Below are 18,195 nucleotides of genomic sequence, written 5' to 3'. Positions count from 1 at the left end.
ATTAAATAGAATTCTTCATATTAATATTTGTCTGCTAATATTATGATGAGCAGATTTTATTTTTAACGTAAAGAAAAAATTATTAAAGCAAGTGGGAAGGTCCCATTACTAATTCTGGCATTGCTTTGCTGTTCAGCTGATCTCTTTGACAGTTTAATTAAGACTCACTATCTTCCAAGGTCAATACCGCTCCCGTCCTGTACATCCATCTCCTCAATCTCCTCACCGGAAGATACACAAAAATGACAGAAAGAATTCCTGCCAGAACACCCACAAGTACCGCCATCGCCGTAGCATCCAGCTTATAATATTTTGAAAGACCATACTGCGCAAAAAGCAAGACAGACAATACCAGTAATCCGGTAATGAGTCCGTGTAAAATGCTCAGTTTAATCATCAGTTTCTTTTTGTTGAGCTGTTCATCTACGGTAAATTCAATGGCGCCCTGTTCGGCAGCAATGATTACCCTGTTGATAATATCGATGGTAAGGACTACCGGTAAGAATATGGCCATCGGCAGGGTCAGCCGGGCCAGATTTTGGGTTCCTGAAAAGAAGTGCGTGTATCCTAATTCCTGAAAACTGGCGTACGCAATAATGAAATTGAAGAACACATTCGGAAGGACATAGTAAATTGTACGCTTGATTAAAAAGCGTTTCAGGGTGGTTTTCTTGAGTTTTTTTGGAGGTGGCGGCTTCAGTTTAAATTTCATAGCGACGAGATCAGAAGTTCAATGGCCTTATCTTTAATTTTAACGGCTTCTTCCTTAGGTAAGAAATGTTCATTGGACATCAACGTAAAATCCATTTGTTGGTTATACGTTGTTGCGACCAAAGTATTCGAATTCAGCCATGGAAAAGCAACCGTCGGGCTAAAGACCGTTTCCACCTTAAAATTTTTATAATCACTTGGAATATTGATTCTTCCCATATTGGAAAGCGTTACATCATGACCGCCTTTACTGGATTTCATCATAGAAACCATACGTTCAGCAACCGGATGCATCTGTTCACCCATCCACAGAAGCTCTCTGGCCTCCATTTTTTCTATTTTTTCTACCAGATCTTTTTTGATCTGTCTGGCATTCTCCAGTACATCCGTGCTTCCTTTTTTTAATGACAATTCAACGGTTGGTGCAAACGCAAATACATGATCCTGCCTAATCTCCGGAATAAAATGACGCACATCAACAGGGCTGATCACCTTGCCTTTTGCCTGTTTTCCCTGAATCTCCTGAAAAGCCTGCATAAATGAGGAACAAAGCAAAGCATGTACAGAAACACCGTGAGCTTTAGACTTTTCCGTTATTTGTGCCGTTGTAGCGGAGTTCAGTTTCCAATGGACAACGTAATTGCTACCAAGATTTCTTATCTTACTTTTACGCTGCATGAGAAAAAAAAGTCTGCCCATCATCAGATAAAAACGGGCCTTTCTCTTCTGCTTTTTCATGTTGAAATCCAAAGGCAGAAAATCATCTACAGAACTGAATAGATAATAAGGATCCATCTCAAAAGAAGGATCATCCAAAAGACCCAGAAGTTCCTTCATCAGATTAATAAGTGAAGTCCCATCACAAATACAGTGAGGCAATACCCAGAGAATTTCAGATACATCATTTCCTTTGATCCAGACCAGCTGAGCCAATGGTTTCTTCGGGTCTTTAAAGATGCGCTTCCATTCAGTTTCAGATTCCTGCAGCCAGTCATCATCTGTTTTTCGCTCAACAATACGGAGCGGAATAGGTTCGATTTCCTTTTCTTCTATAAAAAACGGATACTTTTCACTGCTGTTATCAATTCTCGTTCTCAGCAATGGATGTTTTTGCTGGATTTTTTCTAAAGCAGTCTTGAAGTTTTCCTCAGGGATATTTCCCTTGATTTTTGTTGTAAATAAACAATTGACAGGTGTTTCGGGATCAACATACATGATCCGTTCTACCATCATTAAATTTCGCCTGATCATAATACTGCTATATGGTCTAATTGTAATTTCACCGTCTGAATCACCTCATCACGAATGGCTAAGGCTTCAGCATATGGTAAATATCCTTCGCTTCCTACAAATGAGAAATCCATTTCCCCTCTGAATGTTGATGCCACCATCGTTGTGGTATTGCCCAAAGGACCGATCACAGAAGGACTGAAAATAGTATCCAGTGTAAATTCTTTATATTGATGAGGAATCTGAATTCGTCCCAAGTTGGAAAACATACAGTCATTGGAAGACTTGCCATGCTTCAACAGCTTCGTAAAATTTTTCAAAGCATCATGCGCGGATTCCATCACCATCATGGTAATATAAGGATTCAGTTTGGAGGTTTTTCGTTCTACAGATTCCTGCATCAGCCTCAAATTTTCTGAGAAACTTATTTTTTGATTTGCTGAAACCACGATCATCAGTCCGAAAGCAAAAATATGATCCTCTTTGATCTGCTTTGCAAAACGTCTGATATCAACCGGACACGAAACTTTATTGAAAGCCGCTGCCCCTCTCACTTTTTTAAATGCCTGAAGCACCGCCGCACTCAGGAAAGTATTAACCGTAACTTCCTGTGATTTACAGTAAGCAATCAGTTCCTGACTCATCTCTTTATCAAATTTCCAGTGGATCAGATAATCGTTTTGTCGGTCAGTGGCTTTTTTGTTGACAGGAATACATTTGATGGCTGTTGCTGCCAGTCTTCCGATCACTTTCGCTTTCAATTTTTGTTTGCGGTTCGTTAAAATCTCAGCAGGAACCACATCCTGAATTCCGAGTATGGGATTTTCAACCCCAATTTCTGCAGAAGGACGATCCAGCAGCTGTAAAAATTCATACAGGAAAGCCATCGCAGAACCGCCATCGCATAAACAGTGATGGAAAGAAAAAAGCATATCTGAAATCTCTTCTCCTTTGATCCATACAAACCGGATCAGCGGTAATTCTCCGTAATTAAATAAGGTTTTCCACTCTTTCCCGGACTCTTCTTTCCAGTCATCTTCCCCTTTTCGGGTCACTATCCGTATCGGGATCGGCAGACGTCTTTCCGGAACTTCAAACCACGGAATATTGTTTTCATCATGGCTGATGAGTGCTCTCAACCACGGATGCTTGCGCTGAATCTGATTCAGGGCATGTTGAATATTTTCCTCTTTAAAGGTTCCGCGCAACCGGAACGGAATCACCGCATTGAAAGGTTCTGTTCCGTCGCCCAGCAGCATGCGCTCACCAAATAACAATTTTCTTTTCATAGGCTTATACCATAACTAATGTTGAACGATGTTGTTCTACAAAATCTTCCAAAAGCTCTACTGCACGGTCATTACCGCCGGCATTCAGTAAGTTCGTCTGAACCTCTTTCGCTGCGTTTCTGTAGGCAGGATTTTCCAGCAATTCAAAAACGGTTTCACGAAGAGCTTCAACACGCAATCGTTTGTATCGGATGCTGATTCCGCAACCTGCTTTTTCAATTAATTTAGCAATATGAAAATGGTCGTAAGCAATAGGCGTAATGAGCATCGGTAATCCATTGGTGAATGTATCATTTACGGTATTAAAACCACCGTGACAGATCACTGCATCCATATGAGGCATCAATGCAGATTGAGGCACAAAACCGTTCACAATAAAATTAGAAGGCCATTCATCAAATATGTCCGGCGGAGTTGCCGCGATAACTGTTACAGGCTGATCTGCAAAAGCAGCAATCACCTTTTCAAAAAAGGCTTTCCGGATGTCTACCAACAAAGTCCCGAGTGATACAAATATTTTCGGTGTTGTAGATGCTTCCAGTTTTTCCCAGTCAAAAGGAGCCGGATTCGGACGTCCTTTTACCGGACCTACAAATCTCATATGGGAAGGAACGGTCTCAAAATCCGCAAAAGTCTGTGATGTGAAGACCAGATTCAGCTTATTGGAATGGATAAAAATCCCTTCATCATTGATCCCCACTTCTTTTTGAAGATCTTTGATCAGGTTTTGCTGCCATTCGAATATTTTGGGTGCATGAGTCGCGGTATCGCCCATTACATCGGGAGGAACAGGCGTAGTCGTTACACACGGAATATGATGTTTGTGGGCAAAAAGAGCTCCTCCGAAAGTGATACAGTCATTCACCAGAACATCCGGTTTCCAGCTTTCCATCAGACGCTCCAATCCGGGCATCATCATTTTGGCAAACGGAACATAGGTTTCTTCCAGTGCAAGCTTCATCACCTCAGGTCCTGAACAGGCAGGCCCGTCATCCTGTCTCTTTAAAATACGTTTAATATCCTCCTGAAACGGAATAAGATCTTCTTCAGGATAAAAATAGCTTCCTCCTTCCGGAATATGTTTGATATCCAATGGAGTAATTCCAAACCATTTCACTTCATGTCCACGGGCGATCAGGCTGGCTCCTACACTTAATGTCGGGCTGATATGTCCAAAAAACGGCGGGATCACAAATAAAAATTTAGACCCTGGCTTTATGGTTTCATCAGCAGGGATTAATACTTTTTCAAGCAAATTGGCTGCAGTGGCTGTACCTCCGGCTTCGGTGAAAGACTCACGAACCTTTTCAGCAGCTTCTTTATATTCTGAATGATTTAAGATATTTTTCACGGCTTCGTTTAAATGATGGGATTTAAATCTGTTAAAATTAAGACGCTCTCCTGCTCCGGTACGCACTACACGCCCTGCCACATGAGACTGATCATACGCAATCGGGATCACAACCAGTGGAAGACCGTTGGAAAGGGCTTCAGAAACGGTATTGTGACCACCGTGGCAAACAACTCCATCCAGATAAGGCAAGAGATCCAGTTGCGGAACCTGATTATAGACCATAAAGTTTTCCGGCCAGCTGTCAAAAAGCTGCGGATCAGAGACTAATACAACGGTCAGATCTTCATCTTTAAAGGCATCCACTACTTTTTGGAAGAACGCTTTTTTATGATCATGATCGAAAGTGGTTCCGATGCTTACCAGGATCTTTTTGTGGGTACTGCTTTTCAATCTGTCCCAATCAAATTCACAGGAGATGCGGCGTTCCATAAGAACAGGTCCCGTGAACTGATAATTTTCCGGAAGATCCATTTCGCCAAAGAAATATTTTGAAGTTAAAACAAGCGTCAACAGATCGGAAGAAGCCAACGAACGGTTTTCCGTTACTCCCAGTTCTTTCTGCAGATCAATGATTTTATTGACTTCCCATTCGTGTACTTTAGGCAGCTCGTCCATCATTTTAATGGCGGCCGGAGCGGTAACGGATGTGCTGTAGGGAAGATTCAGTTTTTTAGCAGCAATAGCGGCCGCAAATAACTGATGATCTCCAATCACCATATCGGGTTGATATTGTTTTAGTAAGGTAACGATTCCATTGTAGCAATGTCTGTTTAAAGGAATCAATACGTCATCGTAAAGAAACTTAATACTGTCGATACCGTACACTACTTTTTTAGAAATAATATCGAGATAGCTCTCACTTTCTCTTTTCTCCTCGTCGGTTTGGTCATATTGAATGAGCAAAAGTTCTCCCCCGACAGGAAGTTTTGTACTTAAATTTTTGTCAAGACTGATCCAGGCCACTTTATGTCCTCTTTGCAGTAATTCTGCGCCGATGCTTAAGGTCGGATTGACATGGCCTGTCAATGGTGGAACAACAAATACAAATTTAGCCATGATTTTGTGTTAATGCGTTAGATAATGATTGAGATAAAAAATGAACCATCGATTCTGCGATCTGAACAGGTTTCTGGATCGGGACATTGTGATCACCGGGAATCAGTTCCAGCTCAGACGGAATGATCTGCGTTTTCAGCCATTCCCCTGTAGGTTTACAGTTCGATTCGGATCCGTAAAGCAAAAGTGTGGGTGTATCCAGTTCTGAGAAATTCGCTTCCCCCAGAAAATGTTTTTCCCTGATCATATCTGCTTTGATGCTGGTCTTTTCAAACAGGAATTCATACATCCGGTGGTTTTTCTCCATCTGCCTTTTGCCCATCTGCACTTTGGTGGTGTCCGTAAAATTGGCCACATAATGCTCAAGGAATTCTTTACTGTATTCATCAATGATGTTACGGGCCTTTTCGTCCTGAGGATCCGGGGCTTCTATAACGACCAGCTGACTGACACGTTCCGGTGCTTTCAGTGCTGTTTTCAAAGCAATAAGTCCTCCGAAACTGTACCCGGCCAAATGTACTTTTTTAAGGTTTAAAACATCCATCAAAGCCAGTAAATCAGATGACATACTTTCCAGATCGTAGCCATCTGTAAAACGCTCGCTCATGCCGTGACTTTTCAAATCGTACATCACCACGTGGAAATGCTTGGCCAGAATCGGGGCAATATTAAAATAATAAATGGAGAGGTTGCTGAACATCCCGTGGATAAGCACCACCGTCTGTTCAGCCCCTTTGTTGAGTTCCTGAATATGAACCTGTTTATGGTTTATATTGATTATTGGCATTCGTAGATATAATTGATGATCATACGGAGATCAAGGTTGATCAGTTCGTCTAAGTCCATAGAAGACAGCCATCCCGTGAAGTCAATCTGATCTCCGAAATGCGCTTTGATCTTCTCGGAAAAAGAAACGATTTCTATACTGTCCATTTCCAGGTCTTTCGTGAATGAACTGTCCGGAGTGATATCCATTTCCTCTACAAATTCAGCGCCTATCACTTCCGTAATAAAACCTTTTAAAAGAGTGAACAATTCTTCGTGATTCAATTTTAATGTGTTGTTTATAGTGTCCATCCGATAATATATTTTTTATGTTTAATCGTTTTTATTTCAGTTTGGTTGATCCATACATGATCTCCCTCGATATGGGTGATTTCAATGGCTTTTGGATTTCCTTTCAGTCCGGTTCCAAGAAACTTTCCGTACGCTTCTTTGGCTACCCAGAATCTGGTGGTCCATTCTGCCTGATCTCTGTCTTTTAATAAGGTTAATTCATGATCGGTAAATACCAGGTCATAAAATCCGGAGCTTCGTTCTTCCATAATCTCCATGTCGATTCCCACCGGGCCGCCTTGTCGTGCAATACCTACCGCATCCTTTTCTTTATGGGCTAAAGAAATATGGATATCTTCTGTGGCATCGCCTATCAGATAAGGTTTTCCGACTTCATCCTTTCCTATTTCAAAAGTGATGGGAAAGCAAGGGTAATTTTTCTTTTCACGGAGAAGATTTCGTACGGCATCTTTTACGGCTACACGGCTCACCATCCATTCTTTTCGTTTATTGGGAAACAACTGCTGATGATGTAGTTTTTCCGTCTGGTTGAAATATCTTTTGAGAATAAAATCCCACGAAGCCACTCTGGTATACGCTTGATGAAAGAAAAATACTTCAGGAGCTATTTCCTCCGAAAGACGGTTATGCAAAGGCGACATGGAAACATTCCACAGCGGTTCATCAATTTCCAGTCGTCGGTTTTGCCAGCCTGTAATCGCGCACCATACTTTTCCGTCTCTTTTGAGGATGATATCGGCAATGGCAAATTCTTCATTGAGTTCGGTAAGGATGCAGGTACATTCAAAAAGGCCGTCCTGATCTTCCATATCATCAAAGAATTCAATATCTCTGATTTTCACAGGGAAAGCAATACGGTCTTTGGTCAGGGTAAGCTGCAGCCACAATCCGAATAACTGTCCGGCATTATCCAGTAAAGATCCTTTTCCACCGTTTCCTTTAATTTTCCCTACAATTCCTTTCGTTCCTACTGCTGAAATCTCGGTAATTCCCTGGTAGAGTTCTCCATGGAACATATGTTTATCATAGATCTCTTCGGGTGTTCTTTCAATAGGCAGAAGATCCCCGATTGCCAGGTTAAAGGCAGGAACAGCAGGTGCAGATGAAGCCAGTAAGACTTCTGCATTGGCAAAGTTCTCGATATCAAGGTAAGCATGGTTATTGGAACGCCATTCTCCTTTGACCGTTTTTTCAAAAGGTTTAGCTACATTCATCCATTGAAACACACTTACATTCATGATTTTATGAACGCGGGTTCCCGGTATTTCAGCCTGTGCTATTTCTGCTAATTGCTCAAAAATCATGGTCATTGGGATCACCGGTTCCATATCAGAGACATTGGTCCATCCTTTCGGCTGTCTCAATAAACTGTGATCGATGAGGTAAGGATGCGTATCTAGAGTGACATACAAAAGTTTTGAGAAATTTTTGCTTATTGCTGCTTTAGGAGCTACAGGTCTGAGAAGTGTAATTTCCGGACGGTTTTGAAACAGGGTCAGTACTTCTTCCTGCATCCGGATCATATCGGTGATATTTTCCTGGAAAGCCTGAACAAGAGGATGACCGGTCTTAGCCACCGTCGCTGAAACCGTATTTTGTTTTGGCATCTCGAAAGACTGCGCCAGATTTTGAATTTCTTTAAAATCACGGATAATCGGCGAACCTAACTGTAATTTGATTCCCTTTCCTGATGATTTTTTTGATTGGCTTTGTATTTCTAAAAAGTCTAATGCAACGGTTTTACCTTCCACAAATAATGCGGCTACCACACGCTGCAGCTGAGCCAGTGCAGATCTTGTAGCAACACTGGAAGCAATCGTACTGAATGCTTTTCCTTTTAACGTATCATCAATAAACCCAATCAGTCCTCCGGTTCCTATCTGAATAAAGAATTTTGCGCCTTCTTCATACAGTTTATCCGTCAGTTCACGGAAACGGACCGGCTGCACCAAATGCTCGGCACTTAGTTTTCTGATCGCATCCTGATCGGCAGGGTACGGCTCTAAAGTCGTTGCAGACCACAATGGGATTTTCGTCTGTTGAAACTGCGCTTTTTCCATTCCTGCTAAAATCACATCCAGTTTATCAGCGATAAACGGTGAGTGAAAACCGGACTGGAACGGCAGGATCTGATGAAAGATCTGTTTTGATTTCAACAGTGGAACCAGTTCATCCAAAGCAGCATTACTGCCACAAAGGATCACCTGATTGGGACAGTTGTCATTGGAAATATAAAGATTGGGAATGGTATCGATAAAAGGCTTCACCGCATCAATCCCCGCTCCGATCGCAATAAATCTGGAATCTTTTAATTCAAAGGTTTCCGGATTCAGAACATCGATCAAAGCTTTAACAGAATTCACTTCTGCCAGTTCTGAGGAATATCCTGCCAGCCATTCTCCCAAGCTGTGTCCCGCGTTCATATCCGGAACAATTCCCAGTTTTTTCAGGGCGTTATCAAGGATACTGCATTTGTTGAAAATTCCCAATGCATCCCTTAATAAACCTTCCCCTTCTGTTTCGATAGGCTCGGTTAATCCAAAATAACGGCTCACACTATCAACTTCCCCTTTCGCAAGGCCATCCAGACCCGGAAATACAAAGGCGATTTTACCTCCATCTTTCAGTAAAGGCGTGTTGGTGTACCAGATATCCTGTTTATTGCGCCATGGATTATTTTTAGCTACAATTTTAGTCGCTTTTTCTATTCTTTCAGGGGTCGGGTCGAATAACGCAATGCGGTAATCCCCTTCTCCTACTCTGTTTTCGTTGTTCTTTAAAGCTGAAAGTAATTCTTCATGGGTAGGTCTTGCCAATACTAAAACGCGATCTTTTTTAGGCATATCATAGCCTTCAAGAACGACGTGTGCATTGATTCCTCCAAATCCGAAGGCATTGACTGCCGCTACTTTCGGCAAGCCTGTCTTTGACCAGCTTTTCGGTTCCTGTACCGGAGCAAAACGGGTCTGCTCCATATCTGCAATTGGATTTTCACAATATAATGTAGGCGGTAAAGTATCATGATGAAGCGCCAGACAAGTCTTGATTAAACCTGCGATCCCGGCAGCCGGCATAGCATGTCCGATATTGGATTTAACAGATCCGATTCCTGCAGCCTGCGTTGTTTCTTCTTTGGTGAAAAACTGGGCTAAGGTCTGAAGTTCTGTTTTATCTCCAAGTGGTGTTCCTGTACCATGAGCCTCCAGATAACCGATCTGTTTTTCATCCAGATCCGCATTGATCCAGGCCTGTTGTAAAGCTTTAAGCTGACCTTTAACGGACGGGCTCATCACGCTGGTTCCATTCCCATCGCTGCTTACTCCAACACCTTTGATCACGGCGTAGATTTTATCCTGATCACGGACTGCATCTTCCATTCGTTTTAACACGACAAAACCACAGCCTTCACCAATTAATAATCCGTCTGCATCCATACTGAACGGCTTGATCTGCTGTTGATGAGACAAAGCTCCCAACTGGGCAAAAATACTCCAGAAAGCAGCATTCTGTCCGGTATGCACACCTCCTGCAATGACCATATCACAACGGCCACGGTTGAGTTCCTGAACGGCATGATCTACTGCAATCAGGGCACTGGCACAGGCAGCATCTACTGTGAATGCAGCACCTCCCAGATTAAACCTGTTCGCGACTAAAGAGGCAACCAGATTGGGAATCAATCCCATGGCTGTATCTGCAGCAAAACGCCCTTTTCGCTCCTGGAAAGCATGCTTCACCTTTTCAATATCCGCTGAAGATACCTGAGGCAGTAATTCCTGCAACAGCGAAGAAATTTGTTCTCCAGTGCGCACGATTTCAATAGCACGCGTTGCTCCGGGACCTGTATAGTTTCCTTTACCGATAATGATACCCGTTTTCTCAAGAGAAGTTCCCTTTTGAAATACACCGGCATCCTCCAGGGCTTTCTGCACCAGATCGAGGGTTAATAAATGATCCGGCTCGGTGCCTTCTACTGCTAACGGGAGAATTCCAAAAGCTGTCGGATCAAATTCATAATCTGAAATAAATCCACCGCGCTGACAGTAAAATCTGTCGACAGGACTGGTAGCATCACTAAAGTGTACAGGATCAATCCTATCAGCAGGAGCCGATTGGGTAGAATCTACCTTATTGACAATATTCTGCCAAAAAGTATGGGCATCCTGTGCCCCGGGAAAGACACAGGATAAGCCAATAACAGCAACATCTGTTTTTTTCATAGTTATCGTATACAGAGGTTTACCAGTTGTTTCCTGACATGATCAATACCTGACTTTCGGTTCCGTATTTGATCTCATTAAGGAAAATTTCTTTCCCCTGGTCTAATGGAATTAAAGAAATACCGCGTCGTTCATATTCTGTTTCCAGAGTCGATGAAACCATTCCGGCTCCTTTCCATGGGCCCCAGTTGATGGAAATTACTTTTCCTTTTAATTTTTTGTTTAAAGCTTTCGCATAATCATCCAGTACAGAGTTGGCCGCAGCATAATCTGTCTGTCCTTTATTTCCATATACCGAAGCGATACTTGAGAAGAGCACTACAAACTGACAGTCGGCTCGAAGTTGTTCTGCCAATACACGAAGCGGTTTTACTTTGGTATCGAATACGCGTTCAAATGAACTGGAGGTTTTCTGTCTGAACAGTTTGTCTTCCAAAAGACCTGCTCCGTGAATGACTCCGTCTAAGCGGGCGTATTTATCGTAAATATTTTTGATCAAATCTGATAATCCTTCTTCATCACAAAGATCTAAAGATTGATAGACTACTGTACTTCCCAGTTGTTCCATATCTCGGATCGTACGAAGGATTTGATTGTTTTTGAAAATTCTTACGGTCTCTTTTTCTATTTCAGCAGGAGAAGTGAATTTTCCGGTTTTAATAAGGTAACTTCTTATTTCTTCCTTGGTTTTCATGGCTTCCACTTCTTTAAGGTCCGCTATAACATCTCTAGGATCTGCTGATCTTCCTACAAGAATATAAGTACATGGATACGCTCCTGACATATGCTTCACCAATTCAGAAGTGATTCCCTGTCCTCCTCCGAGTACTAAGACTACTGATTCCTGATCCAACTGGATATGCGCTTCTTCAAGGCTTGTTGACAATGGAGAAGGGATGATGTCTATTTTATGCCTTTGGTCGTGTTTGTAAACGACTTCGGAAGGTTTATCTGTGGTTAATATTTCTTTTAAAGCAATCTCTGTAATCTGATCAACTTCCTGTGGTGTGCTCAGACTGATTAATCTGCATGAAGTCTGTTCAAATTCTCTTGCTAAACTTTTGAAAAGTCCCGGATAACCTTTGTAATGACGTAAAAGACGGGTATCAGTCAGTTCCTGAATATGAGCCGGAATGTCTGAAATCAGATATACCCATTTGGCTTTATCAAGATCCAGTTTCTTGATCTGATCTACGTGATCAATGATGCTGTGTTTTACGGTTGAGGAGAACAGATCCAGAATGATCAGTCCGTCAAAATCTTTAAGATCTCTTTCCGTATCTACCAATTCTGCGATAGCTCCATATTTTTCAAGGGTATTTTTGATCGCCATCGTTTGCGGACTGTTGTCCTGAGTGATCGCAAAACGTTTTCCCTTTATGATTTCTGTATTCTGTTCTGTAGAAACATCGGTTGGAGTGAGGTCAAAACGAAGACGTGACAATAAATTCTGAACAGGTTCAACATCAGCATCGGTGTTTCCGCTCATTTCGCTGATCCATGAAGCCAGTCCTTTTAATGTTTTAATGGCCGCCAGTTTTTCCATCAGGTCATCCTCCTGGTCCATATCCTGACCGAAACCGATTTTGGTTTTAAGGTCTCCGATAATTTCCATACGCTTAATAGAGTCAATGCTCAGGTCTGCTTCAAGGTCAAGATCCAATCCAAGCATTTCTTTCGGATAACCCGTTTTTTCACTGACGATATCCAAAATGACATTTTGAAGCTCTTCAAGAGAGAATGCAGATTTACTTTCTACCTCTGCTGTCGGTGTTACTGCAGTTCCGTTTTTTTCAGGAGTTGCTGTTGAAGTTCCTGTCAATTCTGTCAACCAGGAAACCAGACCGCTTAGCGTTTTGATGGATGCTAATTTTTCCATGACCGTATCTTCATTGGCATGATCTGATGTAAGCGCTCCCAGTTCACTGCGAAGTGTTCCAATGATTTCTACTCTTTTGATAGAGTCAATACTCAAATCAGCCTCCAGGTCCATTTCCATGCCGAGCATTTCGTGAGGATATCCTGTTTTATCGCTGACCACCTGTAGCAACAGGGTTTTAATATCTTTTACCGGAGCCTGTTTTACCGCAACAGCAGCAGGTTTTTCTACATTAACTGACTGTGCAGGAATCGTCACCAGACGATCGTTCACTGGTGAGTGTACCGGCGCAGCATAAACAGGTGCAGGGCTGACTTGTGGATTCTGTCCCAGGAAGGAAAGCATCACATCACGCTGTGCCTGAATCAGCTGTTTCATGGTATTTAAATATTCCTGAAGCATACGTTCAGCACCAAGCTGAGATTCGGCTACAGGAGCTGGTTGGTTATTGGTAAAATTGTTCATTGGAATAGGATTTAATATAGGCAATGCACCATTAGCCGGCAGATTACCTGTGGTTGGATGTGCCGTCTGTCCGTTCACACGCCAGATGGCTGGATTTTTCTTATACAGTTCAGGCTGGTCTATCTGAAGCAGTCTGGCATTACGGCCGTCGAAAAGTTTTTCGATGCTGAAGCTTCTGCCAGTTCCCAAGTATTGCGCCAGCATGGAAAGAAGATGGCTCAGTTTATTTCGGTTGCTGTCTTCTACATACAGCGTCAGTTGATCTTTCTCTAAGCAGGATTTAGTCAGTCCGGAAAGAACTTTTCCAGGTCCCACTTCGATGAATATTCTGGCTCCGTCTGCATACATCGCCTGAAGTTCTTCTACAAATCTCACAGGCTGTACCAAATGATCTGTCAGTCTTTCTTTGATTTCTGAAGGAGCTGTCGGATAGATTTCAGCCGTCGTATTTGACCAAACCGGAATCTGCATTTCATGGAAAGGAACATCTTTTAAAACCTCATCATATAAGCCTTTTGATTTGGCCAATAATGGGCTGTGGAATGCACAGGCTACTTCTAATTTCTTTGCAGAAATGCGTTCCTGTTTAAGGATCTCCATTAATTTGTTGATGGCCGGTGTACTTCCCGCGACCACACATTGAGTTGGAGCGTTATAATTAACAGGATAGCATCCTTCTGTCTTGTCTAATAACGGTTGTAACTGTTCTCTTGTTGCACTTACCGCAATCATGGTCCCCGGATCACCGCCTTCTACTGAATCCAGAATGGCGTGAGCCCTTTGAATACTTAGATCAACCAGTTTTTCTTCTTCAAAAACTCCAGCAAAACACAGAGCAGGTAATTCACCATAACTGTGACCTGCCACCATATCCGGAACAATGTCCAGTGATTTCAGGAATTTAGCTAAAGCCAGGTCAACAATTCCTAAGATAGGTTGTGCCAGGCGGGTATCTTTAATGGTTTCTTTCTGTTGTTTTAAAGCAGTTTCATTAAATGTTGCTGAAGGGAAAACTACTTTCTCCAATTCAGGATATCCTTCAATCAGGTTACGCATGGCTGGAAAAGCTACGAACAGATCGCGGGCCATATTGATCCTCTGACTGCCCTGTCCAGGGAAAAGGAAAGCTACTTTACCGTCTCGTTTATTCACCGTAAAAGTATCTTTACTTTCAATGCCGGACAATGCCAGTTCTATGTTCATCATCAAATGTTCAGCTGTATCAGCAACGATGGTTAACTGAATTGGTTTTTCTGAGCCTACCGCTAAGCTGTAAGCCATATCTTTTAATGGAATATCTCCGTTAACCTCTAATAAAGATTTAATCTGTGACAATTGAATTTTTGCATCTTCATACGTTTCCCCACGGAATACAAATAATTCTGACGGCCACGATTGCAATACAGCAGAATCGTCTTCCTTAGGATGATTGGCAATAACCGTATGGAAATTGGTTCCTCCGAATCCGAAAGCACTGATTCCTGCATAACGGTTTTTCTCGCCCCACAATCCACTTTCTGCATAAAAAGCAAAAGGACTGGTTTGGGCATTATAATAAGCATTAGGCTGCTGTAAATGAAGTGTTGGTGGTTTTACCCCATGGTATACCGCCAGTGAAGCTTTGATCAGTCCGGCTAATCCGGCTGCACATTTGGTATGCCCGATCTGCGTTTTTACGGAACCTAAGTGAGTCTGTCCCGGTATAGCTCCTGAACGGCTGAATAAATTTGTCAGTGCGCTCAATTCGGTTTTATCTCCTACTACAGTTCCGGTTCCGTGAGCTTCCACTAAACCAACTGATGCAGGACTAATCCCTGCTTGGGAATAAGCACGTTCTAAAGCACGTACCTGTCCTATTTTTCTTGGTGCTGTAAGACCTAACGCTTTTCCGTCACTTGATCCTCCCACTCCTTTGATCACAGAATAAATACGGTCACCATCACGAACGGCATCTTCATATCTTTTTAAGACAAGTATTGCAACACCTTCTCCAAGGGCAATACCGTCGGCTTCTCCGTCAAATGTCGCACATCTTCCTTTTCTGGAAAGGGCATGTGTGCTGGAAAACATTAGATAATCATTGATTCCGTTGTGTAAATCCGCTCCGCCGGCAAGAACCATATCAGATTTCCCTAATATCAGTTCCTGACAGGCCAAATCAATAGCCGCTAAAGAAGAAGCACACGCCGCATCTACGGTGAAATTTCTTCCCCCAAGATCCAGACGGTTCGTAATCCTACCTGCGATCACATTAGCCAAAATACCCGGGAATGAGTCTTCCGTTGTATGTGGAAACGCCTGTTTCACTTCTTCATGAAGTTCTCCGAAAACCTGTTTATAGTATCCTCTGAAACTATAGCTGTTGGCCAGATCATTACCGCCTTCAGCGCCTATAATAACAGAAATATTTTCTCTGTTGATATGCTTTTCTCCATAGCCTGCATCTTCCATGGCACGCTTGGCAACCAATAAGGTCAACAGCTGTGTGGGTTCAATAGCAGCAAGAGATTGCGGAGGAATTCCGAATGCTAGAGGATCAAAATCAATTTTTGGAATAAATCCACCCCATTTCGAGTGAGATACATCCGGCCCGTCTGAATCCGGATGGTAATAAAGTTCTTTATTCCAGCGCTCATCAGGAACCTCTGTGACACTGTCTCTTCCTAAGATGATGTTTCGCCAGTATTCTTCAAGGTTTTTAGCGCCCGGGAAAATACATTCCATCCCGACAATCGCTACATCCAGAGGTTTTTCTGTGGATACCGGCTGTTCCGGTAAAGCCGCCTCTTCAATATATTTATAATTATCAATACTTACATTCTGATGAAGAGATGCAAGGGAAATCACGCGATTTTGCATCGTTGCTATCTGACCGATCATGTACATCCCAAGATCCAGCTGCTCGTTTTTAGGAACATTAACCAATTTGTCGCCCTGACGATCGATTCCTTTTGCAGCAATCCTAAGTCGGCCTACATTTAGTTTTTCAAGTTGTTCCCACACTTCTTTTTTATCCATTCCGGCTGCCAGAAGTTTGATTTTTTCGGTACTGAAATGTTTAGCAAAAGCTGTATTTAAGCAGCGTGTCTCGTGTCCCGGTGCTGTTTCCAGTAAGACGGTATCTTTTGCCTGCATCGCCTGCACCTGAAATTCTTCCTGAATAGCTCCCGTACGTACCGCTTCTTCGGTATACAAATAGGCTGTTCCGATCAATACTCCAACTTTTACGCCTCTGGCTGCTAACGGAGCCGCCATGATAGAAACGAATGCTGTTGAAAATGCATTGTGAATTCCCCCTGCAAAAAATACGCTGATGTTTTCAGGATGTTCTTCTTTTAAAATACGTTCAATCTGTTTTTCCCAAAGAACCATACTCGAAAGCGGACCTACGTGACCGCCGCACTCACGGCCTTCAAAGATGAAATTGGTAGCGCCTTCTTTCAGGAAAATATCCAGTAATGCAGGAGAAGGAACATGAAGAAAGGTTGTGATACCCGCCTTTTCAAATACCTTAGCTTGCGCCGGTCTTCCTCCTGCGATAAGAACTACGGGAGGTTTGGCTTCCAATATATAAGCGGTCTGCTCTTCTCTTAATTCCTGAGGAGCAAATCCAAGAATACCTACACCCCATGTTTTTTCACCAGCGAGTTTTTTAGTTTCCATCACCAAAGCTTTCGCCTGCTCACCTTTCAATAATGATAAAGCAACAAATGGCAAAGCTCCTGCATCGGCTACCGCATTGGCGAACAACGGAACATCACTGACACGGGTCATTGGTCCCTGTGCGATAGGATAACGTAATCCCAGCTTCTGGGCCATTATATTATTTTCACTGATTACTTCAAGTGCTTTTGCCTGCTTCAAATGGCCGTACATGGCTTCTTTGAATCCAAAAACCATTTTTTTCAGGGTTTTGAAATCTTCATACAGATCTATCGCCAATGAAATATCCTGACCCATAGGAATATAACTCTTACTTGGATCAAGATCAGTGAAATATTGTCTCAGCTCTTCGGCAGTGACATTTTCCGGTAACGCAGGTGAGTTGGGTCTCACCAATACGCGATGATTGGCTATAATTTTAGTTTCGGTACCATTTAGTTTTGAGGACAGGTCTTTGATTTCCTTGGGAACGGAACTTTCCGGGAATAATGCCAGCTGGCTATCGAGTACAATTCCGGTTGCTCCTAATGATTTTACGGCAGCAGCTGTGTGCATTCCTATTCCACCCTGCACCCATACAGGTAAGGTTTGAATTTCTTTGATGACACGCTGAAACAGTACAAAAGTTGATTCATAGCCTACCAGGCCTCCTGCCTCATTTCCTTTTATAATAATCCCTTCTGCACCCGACTGTTCAGCCAGTCTGGCTTCATCTAAACTGGTTACCTGATAGATAACAGGCAGGTCCGGTACAATATTCATTGAAACTCCGGACGGAAGGATCGCGAAACTTACTTTTTTCGGGATCTGCAGGGATATAAATTTGTCGTTCGGTAGATAGATACCATAAGAAGGTACATCTGTCTGATCAAGTTGATTCAGCGCTTCCTGAGCGGCTTCCGCATTGTGTCCTAAGCTTAAGATGGGAAATGCACCCGCCTGGTGCAATTTAGGCATAAGACTGACATCCGGCTTTTCAAAAGGCGTTAATCCAATAATGGTTAGGTTTTTCATTGCATTTATGGTATTGAGATGATAACTAGAAAACTCCATAACAAAACGCTGGACCTTTCGGCATAATGAGCGTTTGCTAGTTATGAGGGAATAAAAATAATAAATTTATATTACATTTCTAACCATAAATGAAAATTGATAATAATTTTTTAACAATAAATTATTATGAATTTAAATACTACTAAAAAATGCAATTTATATTTTTATTCTAAGAAAATAAGACGGTACAGTCTATCA

At 42.4% G+C, this 18,195-nt stretch carries 8 protein-coding genes; all 8 read right to left on the bottom strand.

Translation table 11 applies throughout. The annotated features are described in order from the left end of the window. Nucleotides 1–157: 157 nt before the first annotated feature. Genes N0B48_RS08480 through N0B48_RS08445 form a run of 8 tightly spaced genes read right to left on the bottom strand, consistent with a single transcriptional unit; the run spans nucleotide 158 to nucleotide 17,958 of the window. Nucleotides 158–712: a hypothetical protein gene (locus N0B48_RS08480; RefSeq protein ID WP_259838250.1), complete on the bottom strand. Its 555-nt coding sequence runs from the start codon at nucleotides 710–712 to the stop codon at nucleotides 158–160. After that, complete coding sequence (locus tag N0B48_RS08475; protein WP_259838248.1) at nucleotides 709–1,962, bottom strand: phthiocerol/phthiodiolone dimycocerosyl transferase family protein; 1,254 nt, start codon at nucleotides 1,960–1,962, stop codon at nucleotides 709–711. The genes N0B48_RS08480 and N0B48_RS08475 overlap by 4 nt, the downstream gene beginning before the upstream one ends. Beyond that, complete coding sequence (locus N0B48_RS08470; RefSeq protein WP_259838246.1) at nucleotides 1,959–3,230, bottom strand: condensation domain-containing protein; 1,272 nt, start codon at nucleotides 3,228–3,230, stop codon at nucleotides 1,959–1,961. Before N0B48_RS08470 ends, N0B48_RS08475 begins: the two co-directional genes overlap by 4 nt. A 4-nt stretch (nucleotides 3,231–3,234) precedes the next feature. Continuing rightward, the gene (locus tag N0B48_RS08465) at nucleotides 3,235–5,640 is read right to left on the bottom strand and encodes a glycosyltransferase (protein WP_259838244.1); all 2,406 of its coding nucleotides are present in this window, start codon (nucleotides 5,638–5,640) and stop codon (nucleotides 3,235–3,237) included. Continuing rightward, nucleotides 5,633–6,427: an alpha/beta fold hydrolase gene (locus N0B48_RS08460; RefSeq protein ID WP_259838242.1), complete on the bottom strand. Its 795-nt coding sequence runs from the start codon at nucleotides 6,425–6,427 to the stop codon at nucleotides 5,633–5,635. The genes N0B48_RS08465 and N0B48_RS08460 overlap by 8 nt, the downstream gene beginning before the upstream one ends. After that, on the bottom strand, nucleotides 6,418–6,717 hold the full coding sequence (locus N0B48_RS08455; protein ID WP_034728171.1) for an acyl carrier protein: 300 nt from the start codon (nucleotides 6,715–6,717) through the stop codon (nucleotides 6,418–6,420). Before N0B48_RS08455 ends, N0B48_RS08460 begins: the two co-directional genes overlap by 10 nt. After that, nucleotides 6,705–10,937: a beta-ketoacyl synthase N-terminal-like domain-containing protein gene (locus N0B48_RS08450; RefSeq protein WP_259838238.1), complete on the bottom strand. Its 4,233-nt coding sequence runs from the start codon at nucleotides 10,935–10,937 to the stop codon at nucleotides 6,705–6,707. Before N0B48_RS08450 ends, N0B48_RS08455 begins: the two co-directional genes overlap by 13 nt. A 19-nt stretch (nucleotides 10,938–10,956) precedes the next feature. After that, nucleotides 10,957–17,958: a type I polyketide synthase gene (locus N0B48_RS08445; protein WP_259838236.1), complete on the bottom strand. Its 7,002-nt coding sequence runs from the start codon at nucleotides 17,956–17,958 to the stop codon at nucleotides 10,957–10,959. Between the last annotated feature and the right edge of the window lie 237 nt (nucleotides 17,959–18,195).

It is taken from the genome of Chryseobacterium herbae, from assembly GCF_025154075.1.
GTDB classification, from domain to species: Bacteria; Bacteroidota; Bacteroidia; order Flavobacteriales; family Weeksellaceae; genus Chryseobacterium; species Chryseobacterium herbae.
This window is presented reverse-complemented; position numbering and strand designations above follow the sequence as displayed.

Excerpts from the sequence above, each read along its gene's own strand:
- N0B48_RS08480 (WP_259838250.1), bottom strand. The coding sequence starts at position 712 with ATGAAATTTAAACTGAAGCCGCCACCTCCAAAAAAACTCAAGAAAACC.
- N0B48_RS08475 (WP_259838248.1), bottom strand. The coding sequence starts at position 1,962 with ATGATCAGGCGAAATTTAATGATGGTAGAACGGATCATGTATGTTGAT.
- N0B48_RS08470 (WP_259838246.1), bottom strand. The coding sequence starts at position 3,230 with ATGAAAAGAAAATTGTTATTTGGTGAGCGCATGCTGCTGGGCGACGGA.
- N0B48_RS08465 (WP_259838244.1), bottom strand. The coding sequence starts at position 5,640 with ATGGCTAAATTTGTATTTGTTGTTCCACCATTGACAGGCCATGTCAAT.
- N0B48_RS08460 (WP_259838242.1), bottom strand. The coding sequence starts at position 6,427 with ATGCCAATAATCAATATAAACCATAAACAGGTTCATATTCAGGAACTC.
- N0B48_RS08455 (WP_034728171.1), bottom strand. The coding sequence starts at position 6,717 with ATGGACACTATAAACAACACATTAAAATTGAATCACGAAGAATTGTTC.
- N0B48_RS08450 (WP_259838238.1), bottom strand. The coding sequence starts at position 10,937 with ATGAAAAAAACAGATGTTGCTGTTATTGGCTTATCCTGTGTCTTTCCC.
- N0B48_RS08445 (WP_259838236.1), bottom strand. The coding sequence starts at position 17,958 with ATGAAAAACCTAACCATTATTGGATTAACGCCTTTTGAAAAGCCGGAT.